The 17,839-nt window shown below is 67.4% G+C and carries 17 protein-coding genes; 2 read left to right on the plus strand and 15 right to left on the minus strand.

Going from position 1 to position 17,839, the window contains the following annotated elements:
• Positions 1 to 92 precede the first annotated feature (92 nt).
• Positions 93 to 1,265 (minus strand): MFS transporter, encoded by a 1,173-nt coding sequence (locus D7T59_RS12620; RefSeq protein ID WP_180851319.1) that lies wholly within the window; start codon positions 1,263 to 1,265, stop codon positions 93 to 95.
• Positions 1,262 to 2,476, minus strand: a complete 1,215-nt coding sequence (locus D7T59_RS12625) for an MFS transporter (RefSeq protein WP_180851318.1) — start codon at positions 2,474 to 2,476, stop codon at positions 1,262 to 1,264. The genes D7T59_RS12620 and D7T59_RS12625 overlap by 4 nt, the downstream gene beginning before the upstream one ends.
• Positions 2,477 to 2,609: 133 nt before the next feature.
• Here D7T59_RS12625 and D7T59_RS12630 point away from each other — a divergent pair, with 133 nt between their 5' ends.
• Positions 2,610 to 3,197 (plus strand): TetR/AcrR family transcriptional regulator, encoded by a 588-nt coding sequence (locus D7T59_RS12630; protein ID WP_180851317.1) that lies wholly within the window; start codon positions 2,610 to 2,612, stop codon positions 3,195 to 3,197.
• A 68-nt stretch (positions 3,198 to 3,265) separates the two neighbouring features.
• On the opposite strand, the gene D7T59_RS12635 is transcribed toward D7T59_RS12630, so the two are convergent.
• Complete coding sequence (locus D7T59_RS12635) at positions 3,266 to 4,195, minus strand: oxygenase MpaB family protein (protein ID WP_180851316.1); 930 nt, start codon at positions 4,193 to 4,195, stop codon at positions 3,266 to 3,268.
• 309 nt (positions 4,196 to 4,504) lie between these two features.
• Here D7T59_RS12635 and D7T59_RS12640 point away from each other — a divergent pair, with 309 nt between their 5' ends.
• A complete protein-coding gene (locus tag D7T59_RS12640) occupies positions 4,505 to 5,119 on the plus strand; it encodes a hypothetical protein (protein ID WP_049432369.1) in 615 nt (204 codons plus the stop codon).
• Positions 5,120 to 5,198: 79 nt separating this feature from the next.
• Here the strand turns inward: D7T59_RS12640 and D7T59_RS12645 are convergent, their stop codons facing one another.
• The 12 genes from D7T59_RS12645 to D7T59_RS12700 form a co-directional block, all read right to left on the minus strand.
• Positions 5,199 to 5,969 (minus strand): LytR/AlgR family response regulator transcription factor, encoded by a 771-nt coding sequence (locus D7T59_RS12645; protein ID WP_164137408.1) that lies wholly within the window; start codon positions 5,967 to 5,969, stop codon positions 5,199 to 5,201.
• Positions 5,959 to 7,218, minus strand: coding sequence for a sensor histidine kinase (locus tag D7T59_RS12650; protein ID WP_005407896.1), 1,260 nt, complete (start codon positions 7,216 to 7,218; stop codon positions 5,959 to 5,961). The genes D7T59_RS12645 and D7T59_RS12650 overlap by 11 nt, the downstream gene beginning before the upstream one ends.
• A gap of 212 nt (positions 7,219 to 7,430) precedes the next feature.
• The gene (locus tag D7T59_RS12655; protein ID WP_180851315.1) at positions 7,431 to 9,080 is read right to left on the minus strand and encodes a M28 family metallopeptidase; all 1,650 of its coding nucleotides are present in this window, start codon (positions 9,078 to 9,080) and stop codon (positions 7,431 to 7,433) included.
• 347 nt (positions 9,081 to 9,427) lie between these two features.
• A complete protein-coding gene (locus D7T59_RS12660) occupies positions 9,428 to 11,080 on the minus strand; it encodes a CsgG/HfaB family protein (protein ID WP_180851314.1) in 1,653 nt (550 codons plus the stop codon).
• Positions 11,081 to 11,096: 16 nt separating this feature from the next.
• Positions 11,097 to 11,774, minus strand: a complete 678-nt coding sequence (locus D7T59_RS12665; protein WP_164139419.1) for a hypothetical protein — start codon at positions 11,772 to 11,774, stop codon at positions 11,097 to 11,099.
• An 89-nt stretch (positions 11,775 to 11,863) separates the two neighbouring features.
• Positions 11,864 to 12,964 carry a hypothetical protein gene (locus D7T59_RS12670; protein ID WP_005407892.1) on the minus strand — a complete coding sequence of 367 codons (1,101 nt, stop codon included), beginning with the start codon at positions 12,962 to 12,964 and terminating at the stop codon, positions 11,864 to 11,866.
• Positions 12,955 to 14,151, minus strand: coding sequence for a hypothetical protein (locus tag D7T59_RS12675; RefSeq protein WP_180851313.1), 1,197 nt, complete (start codon positions 14,149 to 14,151; stop codon positions 12,955 to 12,957). Before D7T59_RS12675 ends, D7T59_RS12670 begins: the two co-directional genes overlap by 10 nt.
• 107 nt (positions 14,152 to 14,258) lie before the next feature.
• Positions 14,259 to 15,521: an RNA polymerase sigma factor gene (locus D7T59_RS12680; protein ID WP_180851312.1), complete on the minus strand. Its 1,263-nt coding sequence runs from the start codon at positions 15,519 to 15,521 to the stop codon at positions 14,259 to 14,261.
• A 45-nt stretch (positions 15,522 to 15,566) separates the two neighbouring features.
• Positions 15,567 to 15,923 carry a DUF1428 domain-containing protein gene (locus D7T59_RS12685; protein WP_171953359.1) on the minus strand — a complete coding sequence of 119 codons (357 nt, stop codon included), beginning with the start codon at positions 15,921 to 15,923 and terminating at the stop codon, positions 15,567 to 15,569.
• 23 nt (positions 15,924 to 15,946) lie between these two features.
• Positions 15,947 to 16,357, minus strand: a complete 411-nt coding sequence (locus D7T59_RS12690; RefSeq protein WP_049395630.1) for a VOC family protein — start codon at positions 16,355 to 16,357, stop codon at positions 15,947 to 15,949.
• 34 nt (positions 16,358 to 16,391) lie between these two features.
• On the minus strand, positions 16,392 to 16,814 hold the full coding sequence (locus D7T59_RS12695) for a VOC family protein (RefSeq protein WP_180851311.1): 423 nt from the start codon (positions 16,812 to 16,814) through the stop codon (positions 16,392 to 16,394).
• 68 nt (positions 16,815 to 16,882) lie between these two features.
• On the minus strand, positions 16,883 to 17,296 hold the full coding sequence (locus D7T59_RS12700; RefSeq protein WP_164139405.1) for a YciI family protein: 414 nt from the start codon (positions 17,294 to 17,296) through the stop codon (positions 16,883 to 16,885).
• Between the last annotated feature and the right edge of the window lie 543 nt (positions 17,297 to 17,839).

Genomic DNA, 17,839 nt, shown 5'->3' on the forward strand with positions numbered 1-17,839 from the left:
TCCGGTGGATGCCAACCTTGGTTGGCACACGCCCCGTTCTGGTGGGTGCCGACCTTGGTCGGCACGAGGGGGAATCCACGCATGGCGTGGATCTACCGACGCGTTGTGGCAATCACCAGCGTGGCGACCATGGCAAGCCCGGCCGCAGCCCACAGATTCGCATGCAGGCCCACGCCATCGAGCAACCATCCACCGCCCCACGCCCCGAGCGCGATGCCGATATTGAACACACCGACGTAGAGCGCAGTGGCGATCTCCACGGCCTGCGGCAGCGCCTTCATCATCCAGCTCATCAGGCCGACCGACACGCCGCCATAGGCCAGGCCCCACAGCAGCAGCACCGCAGTACCGCCGGTTGGCGTGCTGCCCAGCCACAGGAACAACGGTGGCGTCAGCAGCAGGCCCGATGCGATCGCCAGCACAGTGCCGCGCGGATGGCGTGCCGCCAGCGGCCCAGCGATGAAGTTGCCGGTGATGCCCGCCAGGCCGTACGCAAACAGCAACGCGCCGATCCATGCGGCATCCACGCCCGATTGCAGAGTCAGCAGCGGCCGCACATAGGTGAACGCGATGAAGTGCCCTGCCACCATCAGCAGGGTCAGCCAGAGTCCTCGCTGCAGCCCACGATGACCGAGCTGCTGCACGAACTGCATCGCCCGCACCGATGTGCTGACCGGCAACGCCGGAACCACGCGCAGATGCAGCAGCATCACCGCCGCGCTGAACAGCGCCATCGCCGCGAACGCGCAGCGCCAGCCCAGTGCATCGCCGATCAGTGCGCCCAGCGGCACGCCCAGCACCGATGCCGCGGCCACCCCGCCGAAGATGATCGAGGTGGCCAGGCCGATGCGATGCGCCGGCACCAGGCGCGCGGCCAATCCACCGGCGATGGCCCAGATGCCGCCCATGCAGAACCCGACCAGCACCCGCGCGGCCAGCAGCCAGCCGATGCCCGGTGCCAGCGCCGAAGCGATGTTGGCGACCAGCAGAAGCGCAAGCAGCGCGCACAGGATGCGACGGCGATCGATGCCACCCGCGGCGATCACCACCAACGGCGCGAACAGCGCCGCCAGCAATGCCGGCAGCGAGATCATCAGGCCGGCCGTGCCGGTGGAGGCGCCGAGGCTTTCGGCGATCGGCGTCAGCAGGCCCACCGGCAGCATTTCGGTGGTGACCACCGAGAACGTGGCGAGGCCGACGGCAGAGACCGCCCACCACGGATGGCGGACCTCAGGCGCGGCGTGCGCGGGCGATGAAGCGCTCACGGGATGATGCCTTCAGGGAACGTGGACGAAGCAGACGGGCGCAGTGCACGTTGCGCGAGCAGGGCGAACAGCAGCACGCCGCCACCCGCCACCAGCGCGACGACAAAGCCGCTGCGCACGCCCCCGGCATCGACGCTCTGCCCGGACAGCGCAGCCCCCAGCGCCACGCCGATGTTCAGTCCGGCCAGCAACCAGGTCATGCCTTCGGTAAGGCGCGATTCGGGCACGCGCTGTTCGACCAGCGACATCGCCACGATCATCGTCGGCGCGAAGAACACCCCGGCCAGCAGCACCGCCACCGCCAGCCCGGGCAGGCTGCCGACCCACAGCAGCGGCAGCGTGGTCATCGAGGTGGCTGCTGCGCCCAGCAGCAACAGGCGCGGCAACGGCACCTGCAGTTTCAGTGCACCAAACAGCAGGCCCGCCGCGCAGCTGCCCAGCGCATAGGCCGACAGCACCGCGCTGGCGGCCAGCGGCTGCCCACGCTGTTCGGCGAATGCCACGCTGGTGATGTCGACGGTACCGACAATCACACCCATTGCCAGCATCAGCAACGCCAGCAGGCGGATCTCCGCTTGCCGCAGCAGCGAGCGCGAGGATGTAGCAGCTTCGTAGTGCCGCAGCGGCGGCTCGGTGCCCCGCTGCAGCACCAGTGCGGTCACCCCGAGCACCAGCAACAGGGCGGCCGCCAGTACGCCGGCCTGCGGCCACACCGCCACCGACAACCCGACCGACAGCGGCGGCCCGGCGATGAAGGTGACTTCGTCGAACACGGTTTCCAGCGAATACGCGGTCTGCAGCTGCGGGCGGCCGCGATGGATCGCGGTCCAGCGTGCGCGCACCATCGCCGACACACTGGGCATGCAGCCGGCCAGCATCGCTGCCACGAACAGCATCCAGTCCGGTGCAGCCAGCAGCGTGCAGGTGAGCAGTGCCAGCAACCCGGTAGCACTGGCGGCCGTGGCCCACGGCAGCACCCTGCCCTGCCCGCGGCGGTCGACCCAGCGCGACACCTGCGGTGACAGCAGCGCGTAGGTCAGCACGAAGGTGGCCGACACCGCACCGGCCAGGGCATAGCTGCCGCGCAGCTGCGACAGCAGGGTGATGATGCCGATGCCCGTCATCGGCAGCGGCAGGCGGGCCAGTAACCCGGCCAGGGCAAGGCCGATGGTGCCGGGGGCGGCGAACAGGTCGCGGTAAGGGGTGGTCATCAGGATCTCCAGGGCAGCGGCTTGCCTGGCGCACCCGGCGCCACGACAATACATACAGAGCGTATGAATAAGAGGCTACATTCATACGCGTCGTATGTAAATAATCATGCACTGCGTATGTAAGGAGCTCCGGATGGTCCGTCGCACCCGCGCCGAGATGGAAGAAACCCGCGCCAGCCTGCTGGCCACCGCCCGCCGGGTGTTCAGCGAGCACGGCTATGCCGCCACCTCGATGGACGACCTGACCGCCCAGGCCGGGCTGACCCGCGGCGCGCTCTACCACCACTTCGGCGACAAGAAGGGCCTGCTGGCAGCGGTGGTCGCCCAGCTCGATGCTGAGACCGACCTGCGCCTGCAGGCGATCAGCGACGGCGCCGATGATGCCTGGGAGGGTTTCGTGCAGCGCTGTGGGGCGTACCTGGAGATGGCGCTGGAACCGGAGATCCAGCGCATCGTGCTGCGCGACGCGCGCGCGGTGCTGGGTGGCGCCTCACCGGAATCGCAGCGCCACTGCGTGCACTCGATGCAGCGCCTGATCGAACAGTTGATCGCGCAGGGCGTGGTGGCGCCGGTGGATGCGCAGGCGCTGGCGTCGTTGATCTACGGCAGCCTGGCCGAGGCCGCGTTCTGGATCGCCGAAGGGGAGGATGGTGACGCGCGCCTGCGGCAGGCGACGGCGGCGCTGCAGATGCTGTTGCGTGGATTGAGGGTAGGCGGGTAAGGCCCATCCATGCATGGCGTGGATCTACCGCGGAATCCGCTCTGGTAGAGGCCAACCTTGGTTGGCACCTACCGGGGAACGATGGGCCACTCGCGCAACACCGACACCGGCACGCCCATGCGTGCGCAGGCGCGGCTGGCCAGGCCATCAGGCAGCGCGCGACGGAACAGCGGCGCCATGCCCTGCATCAGCTTCGCAGAGGCGGCGGCCTGCGCACGCTGGCGGCCATTGCGTTCCAGCATCCCCTCGGCCCAGTCCGGCAGCAGTGCCGCACCCGCGCCAAGGAACACCTCGCGCGACAGCCCTGGTACCGGAACCGGCAGGCGCACGCCGGACAACACCTCCAGCACTTCGCGCGAACGCTCGTCCACGCGCAGCTCCGGCTGCCGTGCGCAGAAGTACGCCGCCACCTCGGCTTCACTGCGCGGCACATCCACCGCGCCCAACGCCTCTGCCACGTGCCGGTACTCGTCGTAGTAGCGATCGGCGATGTGCTCCGGCACCTCGCGCCCGTAGCGGCGGAAGCCCTGCAGGAAACCGAAGGCTTCGGTCACGTGCACCCAGGTCAGCAGGTGCGGATCATCGGCGGCATACGGCTCGCCCTGCACGGTCTGGCCCCGGATCTGCGCGTGGATGCGGCGCACCTTGGCCACCAGCGCTTCCACCTCGCCGGTGGGCGCATAGCTGGTGCCGGCAACGAAGGCGGTGGTGCGGCGCAGGCGGCCCACCAGATCCTGGCGGAAATTGGAGTGGTCGTAGACCCCGGCCAGCGCGCGCGTGTGCAGGGTCTGCAGCATCAGCGCACACAACCCGCCGGCCAGCATCGAGGGGAATTCGGCATGCAGCCTCCAGGTGACGCTGTGCGGGCCGAACCAGCCCGGGTCACCCAGCGGGTGGTCGTAATCGATGCCGCTCTGGCCACGCGGGAAGGCCTCCAGCACCCAGCGCCGGATCGGCGCGGTGACGGGGCGGGAAAGTCGCTGCAGCAGAGCCGGCATCACAGGTCCAGGAAAGGCGGAAGTACGGCCACGCGTTGCGCGGTCGGCCCCGATTCTGGGCGATCACGACGCCGGCGGCGAGTCTCCGCGCTCAGCCACGGTTTCATGTGCGGCCGCAGCACATTTCACCCTGCGACATCCTGTCGCAGGCTGCGACCGCGATGCTGCGGCGCAGCAACATTCACCCATTCAGACAAAACCCTTACGGCGCTGGGCATTGCGCCCATTGCACGGCTCGCTGGAAGTGCTAGAACTGAACCCGCCACACCGTCCAATGCTGATCGACGCACGTTCCACAAGGAGCCAGCCATGATTGCTTTGTTCAAGGGTTTGGGACTACTGCTTCGCGACAACGAGCTCTACAGCAGCCCGTTCGAAAAACAGGTCGCGCACTGGCGCAGCCTCAGCGAGCAGCAGATCCGCGATGAAGTGGCTGTGCTGGCCCAGGCCAAGTGCCAGTGGTTGATCGCCTCGATCGTCGGCTGGCAGGCGGCCTCGCTGCTGATCCTCGGCCTGATCACCAACTACCTGTGGCGCGACGATTACCACATCACCTTCACCCGGGTGGTCGTGGTGTTCGGTTCATGGATCTCGATCCTGTTCGTGATCTGGTTCATGGCCAACATGTTCGACCGCACGGCGGGTTTCGAACGCTGGATGAAGGCGTTCAACAGTCGCGCCCGCATCAGCTCCAAGGCCGACAGTGTCGAGCACGTGGCCGAGGCACTGGACCTGGCCGAGCATTACCCGGAAGTACTCGACTACAAGCAGGCGGTCACCGCCAAGCGCGAACTGCGCCATGAGGACATCCGCATCATGACCGAGATCGGGCGCATGAAGCAGCACTCCGAACTGGTCGGCCGCCTCAACCACGTGGGCGAGAACGAGCACCACCACGACCTGACACTGCAACCTGCCTACTGAGCCTTGAGGGAAGCGGGGGGACCCACAATGCCACCGTGCGCGATCACGGTGGCATTGTTCTTTCAGCAGGCTGCGTGGATCACATGCCGCGGAACAGGCTCATGAACGGTTGGCTGACCACCAGTGTTTCCGTGCGACCCCGCAGCCGCAGCACACCGCGCCCGGTATCGTCGCGGCTGACCGCCGCCACCGCCTTCATGTTGACGATGGTCGAGCGGTGGATCTGGCGGAAGTGCTGCGGGTCGAGTACTTCCAGCAGTTCGCGCAACGGCGTGCGCAACAGACTCTCACCTGCGGCAGTCACCACGGTGGTGTACTTGTTGTCGGCACGAAAGTAAGCGACGTCCTCCAGCATGATCAGCTGCGTCTCGCGGCCGTTGCTGGCGGTGATCCAGGCCAGCGGCGGGCGTTCGACAGCACCCTGCGAAGGGCCCAGCCGCTGCAGCAGGCGCTCAAGCACGGCGTCATCCTGTCGCGTCGATGGCAGCCGCGACAGGATGCGCTCGCGCGTGGCCAGCAGGCGTTCGTCGCTGACCGGCTTCAGCAGGTAATCCATCGCGCCCTGCTCGAACGCGTCGATGGCGTACTGGTCGTAGGCGGTGACGAACACCACCTGGGTGCGCGGGCTCAACTCGGACAGCGAACGCGCGACTTCGATGCCACTGATGCCGGGCATGCGGATGTCGAGGAAAGCGATGTCCGGCTGCGTCTCGGCCAGCTGCTCCAGCGCACTGGCGCCGTCCTCGCACTCGGCCACCAGCTTCAGCTCCGGCCACAACCGGCGCAGCTGTTCCACCAGTGACTGCCGCAGCAGTTCCTCGTCTTCAGCGATCAGGGCTTCAAGCGGCATGGCTGCGCTCCTTGTGTGTCTGCGGCAAGGTCATGGTCGCGGCCACACCGCTGGGGAAGTTGGCGACGATCGCCACGCCGGCCTGCTCGCCACAGGTCAGGCGCAGGCGTTCGCGCAGGTTCTTCAGGCCGATGCCGGTGCCACTGGTGCCCTGGCCGAAGCCGAGGCCATCGTCGGCCACGGTTACCGTTACATGGTCATCGAAGCCACGCGCCAGGATCCAGATCGTTCCACCGCCGGGCTTGGGTTCCAGGCCGTGCTTGATCGCGTTCTCCACCAATGTCTGCAGTGCCATCGCCGGCAGGTGCACGCCGTGCAGCTCATTCGGCACCTGCACTTCCACCGCCAGCCGCGCGCCCATGCGGATGCGCAGGATCTCCAGGTAGGCGCGCGTACGCTCCAGCTCCACGCCCAGCGTCGACACCGATTCATCCACCTGCGGCAACGAGCTGCGCAGGTACTGGATCAGGTGGCCGAGCATCTGCTCGGCGCGCGCGGGGTCGGTACGGGTCAGCACCTGCGCGTTGGCCAGCGTGTTGTAGAGGAAATGCGGTTCCACCTGCGCATGCAGCAGGTTCAAGCGCGCGACCGACAGTTCCTTTTCCACCTGGGTCTGTTCGGCGGCGGCCTGCTCATCGCGGCGCTGGTCGGCCACGCGACGGCTGATCGCGCGGGTGACCGCTTCGGCGTTCTCGAAGTTGCTGCCCTCGTCCAGCGCCAGCAGGTCGGCCCACCAGCCCGCATCCGGTTCAAACAGCAGGGTGACGGTGCTGGTGCCCTGCCCCGGCGTGACCGTGGCCAGCACACTGTTGCGCTTGATCGCCAGCCGCGCCGGCAGGTTCCAACGCGAGGGCTGGCGGCCATTCCAGAGGTCGACCCGGCGCACGTAGGCACGTACCTGCAGGCTGCCGGCCGAGCTTTCCACATCCTCCACGCGCGGAAGTTCGGCAATCGCCGCTTCCACCACCGCGTAGGCCTGGCCGGCATCCATCGGCAGTTCCACCTGGCGGCGCTGGCGCCCGGACAACGTGGTCGAATCCAGCCGGCCGGCCACCAGCCAGACCCGGCGCACATGGGTGATCGCGCTGCCCAGCGCGGAGATCATCAGGAACATCGCCAGCAGGCCGAACACCCAGCCCGGGCCATCGTTCATGCCGCTGAAGATGCCGCTCCAGACCATGCCGGCGACAACCAGCGCGGCGGCCCAGGCCAGCAGGTGGCGGATCAGGAGAGAGAGGCTGGCGAACACGGCGGCGCCTTGGAGGAAGGGGGTGAGCCGAGCATAGGGCGGCCCGCCGGGCAAACAAGCGGGCTGCGACGAAGGCCGGGAAACCGGGGATGGAAGGCCATCTGGTAGTGCCGGCCGCTGGCCGGCTCCCCATGACCTCCGCAAGCATCACAAGGTTGCCGGCCAGCGGCCGGCACTACCCGGGAGGCGCCGGGCAAGCCCGGCGCATTCCCTTACCTGCGCTGGTCGGCGCTGGCGTCACGCACGGCGCGGAACGACTCGTCCTTGCTCCAGTTCGGCCAGCTGCGCGTGTTGGCCAACTGGTTGCCCAGCGTGTAGAGCACTTCCAGGTCGCGGGCGGCACCGGCGAACACCCAGTCCGGCTGCCATTCGTCGCCCTGCTGGTGGTAACGCTTGGCGGTGTAGTCCTCGGAGGCCTTCTTGCCTGCGGCCACGCCGCCGTCCACCCAGTCCTGGCCGGCCGACCACGACAGTGCCGGCACGCCACGCTTGGCGAACGGGAAGTGATCGGAGCGGAAGAACAGGCCCGCTTCCGGCTTCGGGTCCGGGGTGTAGCGGATGTCCCAGCCCTTGGCCACGTCCTTCAGCTGGTCCAGCAGCTCGAAACGTGCGGCGCCGTAGATGCCGAAATCGCGCGACGGACCGAACGGTGCCATGCCATCCATGTTGATCACCGCCACGGTCTTTTCCAGCGGATACAGCGGGTGCGTGGCGTAGTACTCCGAGCCCAGCAGGCCCTTCTCCTCGGCAGTCACCGCCAGGAACAGGACCGACCGCTCGGGGCGCTTGGCCTTGGCGAAGCCACGGGCAAGCTCGATCAGCGAGGCGGTACCGCTGGCGTTGTCCAGCGCACCGTTGAAGATGCGGTCACCGCGTGCATCCGGCTCACCCACGCCGATGTGGTCCCAGTGCGCGCTGTAGATGATCGTCTCGTCCGGGTGGCGGCTGCCTTCCAGGCGCGCGGCCACGTTGTGCGAGGTGATCACTTCAGTCTTCACCGCGTACTTCGCGTCCAGGCTGGCGCCGCTCAGCACTACCGGGGTGAAGTCGCGCTGCTGCGCCTTCTTCTTCAGCGCCTCGAAGTCCTGCCCGGCCGAGCGGAACAGCTCCACCGCCAGGTCGCGCTGGATCCAGCCTTCCAGCAGCGGATGGCTCTCGGACGGGTTGTCGCGCACCACGTCGAACATGGTGTTGGTGTTGGAGCCGGCCACGGTGGCCCAGCCATAGGAGGCCGGTGCGGTCTCGTGCACGATCAGAACGCCCAGCGCCCCCTGGCGGGCGCCTTCTTCGTACTTGTAGGTCCAACGGCCGTAGTAGGTCATGCCCTTGCCGTCGAAATCGCCCTGGCCGGTTTCGAAGTCCGGGTCGTTGATCAGCACCACGGCGATCTTGCCCTTCAGGTCCACGCCCTTGAAGTCGTCCCAGTTGCGCTCCGGCGCCTTCACGCCGTAGCCGAGGAACACCAGTGGCGCCTTGCTGATGTCGACGTTGCTGGCGCCGTTCATGGCGGCACGCACGGCGATCTGCTTGCCCTGCTCCAGCGGCAGGGTCTTGCCGCCCTGGTGCAGCGACAGCTGCGGGGTGCCGACGATGTCGCCCTTGCGCAGGGGCACGGCCTGGGTCCACAGGCGCTTGCCGTCCTTGAGGTCACCACCGGGCTGCAGGCCGGCGGCGGCGAACTGCTTGCTGAGGAAGGCGATGGTCTTCTCTTCGCCGGCGGTGGCCGGGGAGCGGCCTTCATAGGCGTCGGAGGCCAGTTCCTTGACGTCGGCGGAGATCCGCGCGCCATCGAATTTCGGGGTGGCCGCCATCAGTGCGCTCGACACTGACAGGGCCAGCAGGCCCAGTGCTACTCGTTTCATTGCTCTCTCCAGCAGGGAAATCTCTCTGGAGTGTAATGGGATTCGGCAGGGCTGCGCCCTGCACCTGCCGATGCCAGGGCAACAGCAACTACCGAAGCAACAGCGGCATTCCGTGGGATGGCGGAGTGGGTCCGGTTGCGGGAGACGCCGTAAACCCTTCCATGGGGGCTTGGCCGCGGCATCCATGCCGCGGACACTCCCGCAACCGGACCCACCCCGCCTTCGACAGGTTCCCGCTGCTGTTGGTAGGTGTCGACCTTGGTCGACACGAACGGAAACAAGAAGGGGTCAGATCCCTTTCCCGGCGGGAAAGGGCTCTGACCCCATCTGTGTACTGCTTGAGCGTGTTACCAGTTCGGGTCTTCGGCCGGGGCTGCAGCGGCCTTGGGCTTTGGCTTGGCCGCCGGGCGTGCGGCGGCTGCGGGAGCGGCCGAGGCGGTCGCGCCTGCCGCGGCAGTGGCCGGCTTGCTGCCCAGCTTCTGGCGCAGTTCGATCTGGCCCGGGCGGAAGCCGCCGCGCATCGCGTCGACACCGTCTTCGAGGGTGCCGTACGAGGTCTGTGCGGCCACGCGATCGATGCGGATGGTGCAGCACGGGTGTTCGCTGCGGCCCAGCGAGCGGCCGGTCTGCGGATCCTTCAGTTCTTCGCCCAGGCGCACGGCCTGCCAGCGCTGGCCGGCCTGCAGCGTTTCGCCGCCCTGGCTCAGCACCACCTGGTCGCCGTCCACCGAAACCACCGACACCGGGAACAGCGTGGTGACGATGGTGGTGCCGATCTGGCCGGACAGCGATTCCATCATCGCCGCCGCCATGTTGCGACCGTTGACCACACGCGGCAGGGTACTCGGGCCGGTCGAGGCCAGCTGGTGGTCGAAGCTGTCGGACATCACCACCTGGCCGGTGGTGGCGTTGATCAGGCGCAGGGTGATGCGGCCACCACCGGAGTACGAGGTCACCTGGCGGTCGGACATGCGCAGGTTGCGCACGCTGCGCGGGTACTCGAAGCGTTCGATGGTCGGGATCAGGATCAGGTCGGTCGCCAGCTGCTGGCCCACGCGTGCGGTGTCCTGCAGGCGCACGTTGCCGCTGTTGATGTGGTCGATCTCGGCCTGCAGTTCGTCACCGAACTCGCGGTCCAGCACGATGAAGCGCTGGGTCTGGGTCAGCGTGTCGGACAGGCGCGCACGGATCGCGTCGGCCACTTCATCGGCATCCACGCGGCCATCGCCCACGGCGTAGCTGCCGGCCTTGGTGCGCGGCAGGGCCACCACGATCTTCGGCTTGCCCTGCTCGTCCGGCGCACGGTACTGGGCGATCTGCGCGCGCACGCGCACCTTCCAGTAACTGCGCATGCTGCGATGGGTCACGTCGGAGTCGAACGAACTGGCGCCACGCTTGGCATCGACGTTGACCTTCTCGTCGTAGCTTTCCCTGACGCTGGCCGAGGCCGAACCGCTCTTGGCCGAGGCTTCGCCGGACGCATTGGCCGACGCCGAGCCCTTGAAGCTCCAGCCTTCGTCGCTGGCGCGCACGCGGGCGATGGTTTCCTCGTCCAGCTGCCGCACTTCATCCTGCGACAGGATTTCATAGCCCAGCACCGCGCCCTGCGAGCCGGCGATCATCTGCTGGGTGAACGCGTCGGCGCGGATATCGCCGACGTGTTCGCCATCCACATCCACATGCAGGCCTGCACGCAGGCTCTGCATCTGGCTGGCCACGCGTACGCCGTTGACCTGCGCCACGGCCGACTGCAGCGCTGCCAGCACCGCCAGTTCCGGGGTGCTGCCGATGCCGTCGGCTTCACGCGCAACCTGGGTGGTGCCGCCGAAATCCGGCGTGCCACGCAGGGGCGCTGCTTCCACTGGCGCATTGCTGGCCAGCGCACTGGTTGCCTTGTCCTTGGCGGGTGCAGGCGCGGCGGCCGGGGTGTCCTGCTTGCCGCAGGCTGCAAGCAGCGCGGCGGCCAGGCCCAGGCCGATCAAACGGGTTGTCGTACGCATGGAGATTCGCCTCGGATCAGATCGAGTCGAGCATCGAATCGGCGTTGGACGGCACCTTCACCTTGCTCTTCTTGGCGAAGGTCACGGCCGACTTGGTCGAACCGTACAGGCCCTGGATGAAGCCCGGCGATTCCTTGGCCACCCATGCGCCTGCTGCCAGCTTGCGGCCAACGGTGGCCAGCTGGGTCGCGCCCAGGTTCTTCATGCCGGCGGTGAAGCTGCTGGCTTCGCCGCCCAGCTTCTGTGCTTCGGCCGCCGAAGACAGCAGCGAGACCAGGCCTTCGGCGTAGTGCTGCTTGGATTCAGCGTTCAGTTCCGGCTGTGCAGCCTGGCGCTCGTTGATCGCGGCCTGCGCAGCTTCGCTGACCGACACCGACTTCTTCATGGCATCGACGCTGACCGAACCCGACGACAGCGCCTGGCGCTCGGCTTCCAGCAGCTGCACCTGCTCGGCCAGGCCGAAGGCGCGGGCGAACGAGGTCTGGGCCTGCAGCGAGTGCGACTGCGAGCTGACGAAACGACGCACCAGCGCTTCCTGCGCGGCTTCGTCCGGAGCAGCGGCGCTGGAGGCGCTGCTGCTGGAGGTACCGGTGGCGGCACCGGCCAGGTCCTTCAGCTTGCCCAGGCCAGCGTGGGCCGGCATCGACAGGGTGGCAGCAGCGATGGCCACGACAAGAGCGGTATTGCGGATCATGGAAGAGTCCTTTGGGAGAGACGGCCGCGAGGCGGCACGTGGAAACACGGGGGTAGCGCCGGGCCACGCCCGGCGCGGTCTGCCAAGGGTCAGCGGACCGCCTTGACGTTCAGTTCGTTGATCATCTGCTGGGCGGCCTTCTCGGCGGCCAGCTGCAGGGCGTTGGTGCGGGCGACGGTTTCATTCGGGCCGGTGCCGGAGAACTGCACCGGGCCCACCGACGACACGGTGCGCGGGAAGCGACCGGTCACGTCCAGCACCTTGCCGGTGACGGTGACGAACACGCGGGTGTTGCCGCTGGCCGGATCGCGGTCGCGCATGCCGACGTCGAGGGTACCGACGGCGATGTACGGAATGTTGGCCGCACGGATGCCATTGGCGGTGTCACGCAGGGTGGCGGCAGACAGGTCGTTGCCGGTGCTGAAATCCTTGCGGATGCGTTCGATGCTCAGCAGGCCGCGTGATTCACCTTCCACGTACTCGGCTTCAACCACTTCGTAGCCGGCAGCGCTGAAGGCACCGGTCATCGCAGTGTTGACCTCGGCCGCGTTGGCCACCTTCCAGCTGATGTTGTCGCTGCGCTGGGTGGTGCTGCCGCCGCTGGTGACCGACACCGAACCGTTCTGGTTGATGCTGCCGTTGGTGCTGACCGAGTTGCCGCGGAAGCTGTCGCCTTCACGGGTGTTCTCGCTGTAGCTGCTGCTGGCGTCGACGCGGCGGTATTCCTTGTCCTGGAACGACTGCACGGTGTCCTGCGAGCGTGCCATGAACAGGAAGGTCAGCAGCGAGCGCTGCGCGGCGGTGGCACCGGCCACGGCCGAACCCGCATCCAGCTTGGTCTGCAGCAGCGTGGTGTTGATCTCGGCGCGGACGGTGACCGTGTAGGTCTTGGCCTTCTTGTCTTCGGTGTCCGACAGCGGCACGGCGCTGAGCACATAGCGGTCGATCTCGCCGATGAACTCGGCGCGGCGGGCTTCGAACAGGCGCAGCTTGGCCGCACCGGTTTCAGCGATGTACGCCTCCAGTGCATTGACCTTGGCCTTGTTCAAGGCCTGGGCGCGGGTGTCGGCACTCAGGCGCAGGCCGTAGCTGGCCGAACCGGTACCACGCGAACTCGCGGTCTGCGCAGCGACCGGCGAGGCCACCACCAGCGCGATGAGGATGAGCAGGATGGTACGCATCAACGACATGACTTGATCAACTCCTGGAGGGCTTGGGTCTGCTGCTGCAACGGGCGGCCGCCCGGCTTCTGTTCGTCCAGCCATGCGCGCGAATCGGCACGCTTGGCGGCGGCGCCGGCGAAGGCATCGAAGCCGGCCAGCAGGGTTTCGTAGCTGGCCGACCACTGGTCGACCTGCCACTGCGTGACCGGCACCACCTTGGTGGCCCCCTTGCGCAGCGGCTGTTCGAAATAGACCTTGCCGGAGAACGGTTCGGTCACCTTCGCGGTGAAGAAGGCGCCGAACAGCATCGTCTTCATCGCCGGGGTTTCCTCGATCACGCCGTTCTTCAGCGCATCGACCTGCACGCTGATGACGTAGTCCGGCTCGGGAATCTTCAGCTGGTAGACCTTGCCGTCGGCAAAGCGCGCGGCCATCGCACCGCCGATCGCCTGGCCCGAAGCCGGCGGCAGCAGGCCGACGCCGGTGTTGGACGACAGCGTCTTGGACAGCTCATGGGCCAGCGTTGCACGCAGCGGGCCTTCCCACTTCGGGTCCGGCAGCTTGCCGCGTGCCGCATCGGACAGCGTCACGCCACCCACCTGCAGGCGGCGCACCGCCGCGTCGGGCAGGCGGGCCTGGGTGAGGCTGGTGGCAAGGACCTGGGACAGGCTGGTGGCAGCATTGCCGTACAGCAGATCGGCGACGATCGCGTCGATATCGTCGTTGTCCGGACGGTAATCCTGCACGTCGATACGCTGCAGGGTCAGCGGATAGGACGCGATCACCTGGCGCTCGCGGAAATCGAAGAACAGCGCCTGCAGGGCCACTTCCACCAGCACCTTGTACTGGTTGCCGATCGGCTCGACCGAGACCAGTTCGCGGTCCAGCGCCGCGGCCAGCACAGTCGCGCTGGTGGTGCCGTCGAGCATCGCCACCGGCTGGTCGATCAGCTCCAGGTTCGCCGGCGGACGGCGCTTGAGCGCCTGTGCCAACGTCTGGTTCAGCGGGACAAGGCCGCGCTTTTCCAGCACGGTATGCGCATGCGGCGTGGTCGCCTGCACGGCAGCGGCATCAGCGGTATAGGCAAAACCGGCCCAGTAGGCCTGCTGCGATTTGTCTGCAGCCTGTGCGGCCATCGGCCATACGGCCAGGCACAGGGCACAGGCAAGCAGGCGCGCAAAAGCGCGCGATGCGCTCTTCGTCCTTGAATACATCCAACCGCTCCTCGGTCAATACGCACGGAACGCGGACGCTCATGCGTCCACTGGGCGCGAAACATAGCCGCTCACGCGCCCGCCGACAAGTGCTGCGTTCGTCGCAGTTACTCCTGGGGCGGCAGTCCGGCCCGTTGCCGCAGCAGGCCCCGCTCTGCCTGGTTCTGGCTGAGTCTGGCGGCTTCGGCAAAAGCGTGACGCGCGTCGAGGTCACGCCCCAGCGCCTGTAGTACTTCCCCGCGGACCACCTGCAAAGGGGCATAGTCGCGCAGGCGTGCATCCACCAGCAGCGGCTGCAGTTGTGTCCACGCAGCGAACGCGCCCTCGCTGCGCAGCACCGCCACGACCCGGTTCAATGCGACAACCGGCGAAGGCATCACCTGCAGCAACCGGGTATAGAGCGAAGCGATACGTGGCCAGTCGGTGGCGTCAGCCCGGCGCGCAGCCGCATGGCATGCAGCGATGCGCGCCTGCAGCACATAGGGATCGTCGCCGCCACCGGCCGCCAGCGCGCGCGCCAGCACCTGCTGGCCACGCTCGATCTGCAGCCAGTCCCAGCGGGCTCGGTTCTGCTGGTCCAGCAGCACCGGCGCACCCTGCGCGTCGGTCCGTGCCGCAGCGCGCGAGGCCTGCAGTTCCATCAATGCCAGCAGCCCCAGAACCGGCGGCACCGGCAGCCGATGTGCCAGGATGCGTGCCAGCCGCAGCGCCTCCTCGCACAGCGCCGGTCGCATCCAGTCATCGCCGGCGCTGGCCGCATAGCCTTCGTTGAAGACCAGGTAGATCGCCTCAAGCACTGAAGCCAGCCGCTCGGGCATCGCCTCCGCGCGCGGCACTTCATAGGGCACCTGCTTCTGCGCCAGGGTGCGCTTGGCGCGCACGATGCGCTGGGCGATGGTCGGTTCGGGCTGCAGGAAGCCACGCGCGATCTCGGTGGTGGTCAGGCCACCGAGCAGGCGCAGGGTCAGTGCTACCCGCGCATCGGCAGGCAACACCGGATGGCAGGCCACGAACATCAGGCGCAGCAGGTCGTCCCCCAGGTCATCTTCCAGTGCCTGGCTGTCATCCGGCGCTGGCAGGGGTGCTGGATGCAGTTCCTCACCCCATTGCGCATGCTGCTGCGCCACGCGCTGGTGCTGGCGCAGCACATCGATGGCACGGTTGCGCGCAGTGGTCATCAGCCAGGCTCCGGGATTGTCCGGGATGCCCTGCTCCGGCCAGCGCTCCAGCGCGGCCAGCCAGGTGTCCTGGGCCAGCTCCTCGGCACGGCCGACATCGCCCCCGAGCAGCCGCGCCAGGCGCGCGATCAACACCGGCGATTCCATCCGCCAGAGGGTTTCCAGACGCTGCGTCAGTGCGGGATCGAGCATGCGCCGATCACAGCACGCACGCCCGGCCCGCACAAGCGCCGCAGCTCACGCTTCAACTATCGGCTTGAAGCCACCCCAGAACATGCGCTTGGTATCAAACGGCATGTCCTTCGGGCCCAGCGATGCCAGTCGCGGGTCCGCCATCACTTTCGCGTTGATGCGGTCGCGTGCCGCACGCGAGCGGAACACCACGAAGGCGACGATCACCGTTTCACCGGGCCTGGCTTTCACCGCGCGCGGGAACGACGTGCTCTTGCCTGGTTCCACGTCGTCGGCCACGCACTCCATGTACTGCAGCGCGCCATGGTCCTTCCAGACCGCGCCGGCCTTGCGGGCAAGGCGGCGGTAGGCCGCCACCTTGTCCTGCGGGCACGGCAGCACGTAAGCATCCACGTAAGCCATGAGGGTTCTCCCTGCGGCGACCGTCAGCCCGGCTCGCCGTCCATGTGTGCGATTTCCCAGAGGTGGCCGTCCAGATCCTGGAAGCCGCGCTGGTACATGAAGCCGTAATCACGTGCCGGCTGCGGCTCGCTGGCACCGGCGGCCAATGCCTTGTCCACCATCACGTCCACCGCCTTGCGGCTGTCCGCCGACAGGCAGGTGATCACCTCGGTGTGGCTGTGCGCATCGGCAATCGCCTTGTTGGTGAACTGCTTGAAGAACGGCTGGGTCAGCAGCATCACGAAGATGCTCTCGCTGATGACCATGCAGGCCGCATCATCGTTGGTGAAGGTCGGATTGAAGCTGTAGCCCAGCGCGGCGAAGAACGCCTTGGATGCGTTCAGATCCTGCACGGGCAGGTTGACGAAGATCATCTGCGGTTGCGGTGCACTCATCGGTGGAACTCCTTGTGAATGGAAGGAAAGCGGATCAGGGCTGCTTCATGCAGTTGACCATCCACGGCTTGCCGTAGCGGTCGATCAGCATGCCCCAGCGGTGCGCCCAGAAGGTCTCCGCGATCGGCATCTGCACCTGGCCACCTTCGGCCAGCGCGGCGAACACGCGCTCGGCTTCCTCGATGCTGTCGACATCGACATTGATGGTGGTCGAGCCGCCCTCGCCACCGCCGGGGCCGTCGGCCGCCATCAGGATGGCGGTACCGATTTCCAGCTGGCTGTGCGCGACGTGGTCAAGGGTTTCCGGCGGCATCTCGTTGCAACCCGGCGAGCCATCGGAGGGCGGCATGTCGCGGTACTTCATTTCCGACGTGACCTGGCCACCGAGTGCCTTGGCGTAGAACGCCATTGCATCGTGGGCCTGGCCGCTGAAGCCGAGGAAGGGAATCAATTTCATGGCAATGCTCCGTCGTGGGTTTCAGGGTGGTAGCGCCGGGCCATGCCCGGCGGGGGAAATGGATCGGATCAACCTTCCAGCTGTGCACGCAGACGCTGTTCCTGCTGCTGTAAGTCGGGGGTGAAGGCTTCACCGAAGTCTTCGGCGGTGATCAGCGGGCGCAGTTCCAGCGTGCCGCCACTGCCGAACGGCGCGCGGCTGGCCCATTCAACGGCCTCGTCCAGCGAGCGCACGTCCCATAGCCAGAACCCGGCGATCTGCTCGCTGGCGGGGCCGAACGGACCGGCCTCGACCCTGGGTGCGCCGTTGCCGAAATGAATGCGGCGGCCGCGCTGGGTGGCGTGCAGGCCTTCACCGGCCAGCATGATGCCGGCGGCCACGAGTTGTTCGTTGAAGGCGCCCATTTCGGACAGTTCCTGTTCGCTGGGCATGCGGCCGGCTTCGGAGTCGGCGTTGGCCTTCACGATCACCATCACTTTCATTGCAGTCTCCCGTGGGGACGCGTGGTGCGTGCCCTTCATTGGGTACAACGAACCAGGGGGCTGTGAATCGACACGTTCTCTGAAAATTATTTCTTCCGTGGGAAGCGCGCCTTCGGCGGGAGTCGGCGAACGGCGGAGCCGCTCCGTGGTGGGTTGGGTTGGTCGCTGAAAGCTGGGTTCCTGGACTTTGCCGGGTGGGTAGACGGGTCGGGGGACGCCGTAAACCCGTCCCTGGGGGCTTGGCCGCGGCATCCATGCCGCGGACACCCCCGCCCCGCCTACCCACCCGGCCTTTGACAGTTTCCTGTCACCGTCGCACACCACGGGAAGATCAAGAGAAAAGGCAGAAGCAAAGGCAACAGCAACGGCGGTTGGCTGGCGGCCTCGGCTTTGCGAGCGAAGCGACCCGCTTTTGCTCTTGCTTGTGATTTCCCGTGGTGGATCGGCAACCGGAATCTGTCTGGGGCCGGGGGGGGGGGGGGGGGGGGGGTTGGGGGGGGGGGGGGGGGGGGGGGGGGGCGCGCGGSGGGGGGGGGGGGGGGG

It is taken from the genome of Stenotrophomonas maltophilia (genome assembly GCF_013464915.1).
Taxonomy (GTDB): Bacteria; Pseudomonadota; Gammaproteobacteria; order Xanthomonadales; family Xanthomonadaceae; genus Stenotrophomonas; species Stenotrophomonas maltophilia_AT.

Excerpts from the sequence above, each read along its gene's own strand:
- D7T59_RS12685 (WP_171953359.1), bottom strand. The coding sequence starts at position 15,923 with ATGGCTTACGTGGATGCTTACGTGCTGCCGTGCCCGCAGGACAAGGTG.
- D7T59_RS12670 (WP_005407892.1), bottom strand. The coding sequence starts at position 12,964 with ATGTCGTTGATGCGTACCATCCTGCTCATCCTCATCGCGCTGGTGGTG.
- D7T59_RS12690 (WP_049395630.1), bottom strand. The coding sequence starts at position 16,357 with ATGAGTGCACCGCAACCGCAGATGATCTTCGTCAACCTGCCCGTGCAG.
- D7T59_RS12665 (WP_164139419.1), bottom strand. The coding sequence starts at position 11,774 with ATGATCCGCAATACCGCTCTTGTCGTGGCCATCGCTGCTGCCACCCTG.
- D7T59_RS12680 (WP_180851312.1), bottom strand. The coding sequence starts at position 15,521 with ATGCTCGATCCCGCACTGACGCAGCGTCTGGAAACCCTCTGGCGGATG.
- D7T59_RS12675 (WP_180851313.1), bottom strand. The coding sequence starts at position 14,151 with ATGTATTCAAGGACGAAGAGCGCATCGCGCGCTTTTGCGCGCCTGCTT.
- D7T59_RS12640 (WP_049432369.1), top strand. The coding sequence starts at position 4,505 with ATGATTGCTTTGTTCAAGGGTTTGGGACTACTGCTTCGCGACAACGAG.
- D7T59_RS12700 (WP_164139405.1), bottom strand. The coding sequence starts at position 17,296 with ATGAAAGTGATGGTGATCGTGAAGGCCAACGCCGACTCCGAAGCCGGC.
- D7T59_RS12695 (WP_180851311.1), bottom strand. The coding sequence starts at position 16,814 with ATGAAATTGATTCCCTTCCTCGGCTTCAGCGGCCAGGCCCACGATGCA.
- D7T59_RS12655 (WP_180851315.1), bottom strand. The coding sequence starts at position 9,080 with ATGAAACGAGTAGCACTGGGCCTGCTGGCCCTGTCAGTGTCGAGCGCA.
- D7T59_RS12645 (WP_164137408.1), bottom strand. The coding sequence starts at position 5,969 with ATGCCGCTTGAAGCCCTGATCGCTGAAGACGAGGAACTGCTGCGGCAG.
- D7T59_RS12660 (WP_180851314.1), bottom strand. The coding sequence starts at position 11,080 with ATGCGTACGACAACCCGTTTGATCGGCCTGGGCCTGGCCGCCGCGCTG.
- D7T59_RS12625 (WP_180851318.1), bottom strand. The coding sequence starts at position 2,476 with ATGACCACCCCTTACCGCGACCTGTTCGCCGCCCCCGGCACCATCGGC.
- D7T59_RS12635 (WP_180851316.1), bottom strand. The coding sequence starts at position 4,195 with ATGCCGGCTCTGCTGCAGCGACTTTCCCGCCCCGTCACCGCGCCGATC.
- D7T59_RS12630 (WP_180851317.1), top strand. The coding sequence starts at position 2,610 with ATGGTCCGTCGCACCCGCGCCGAGATGGAAGAAACCCGCGCCAGCCTG.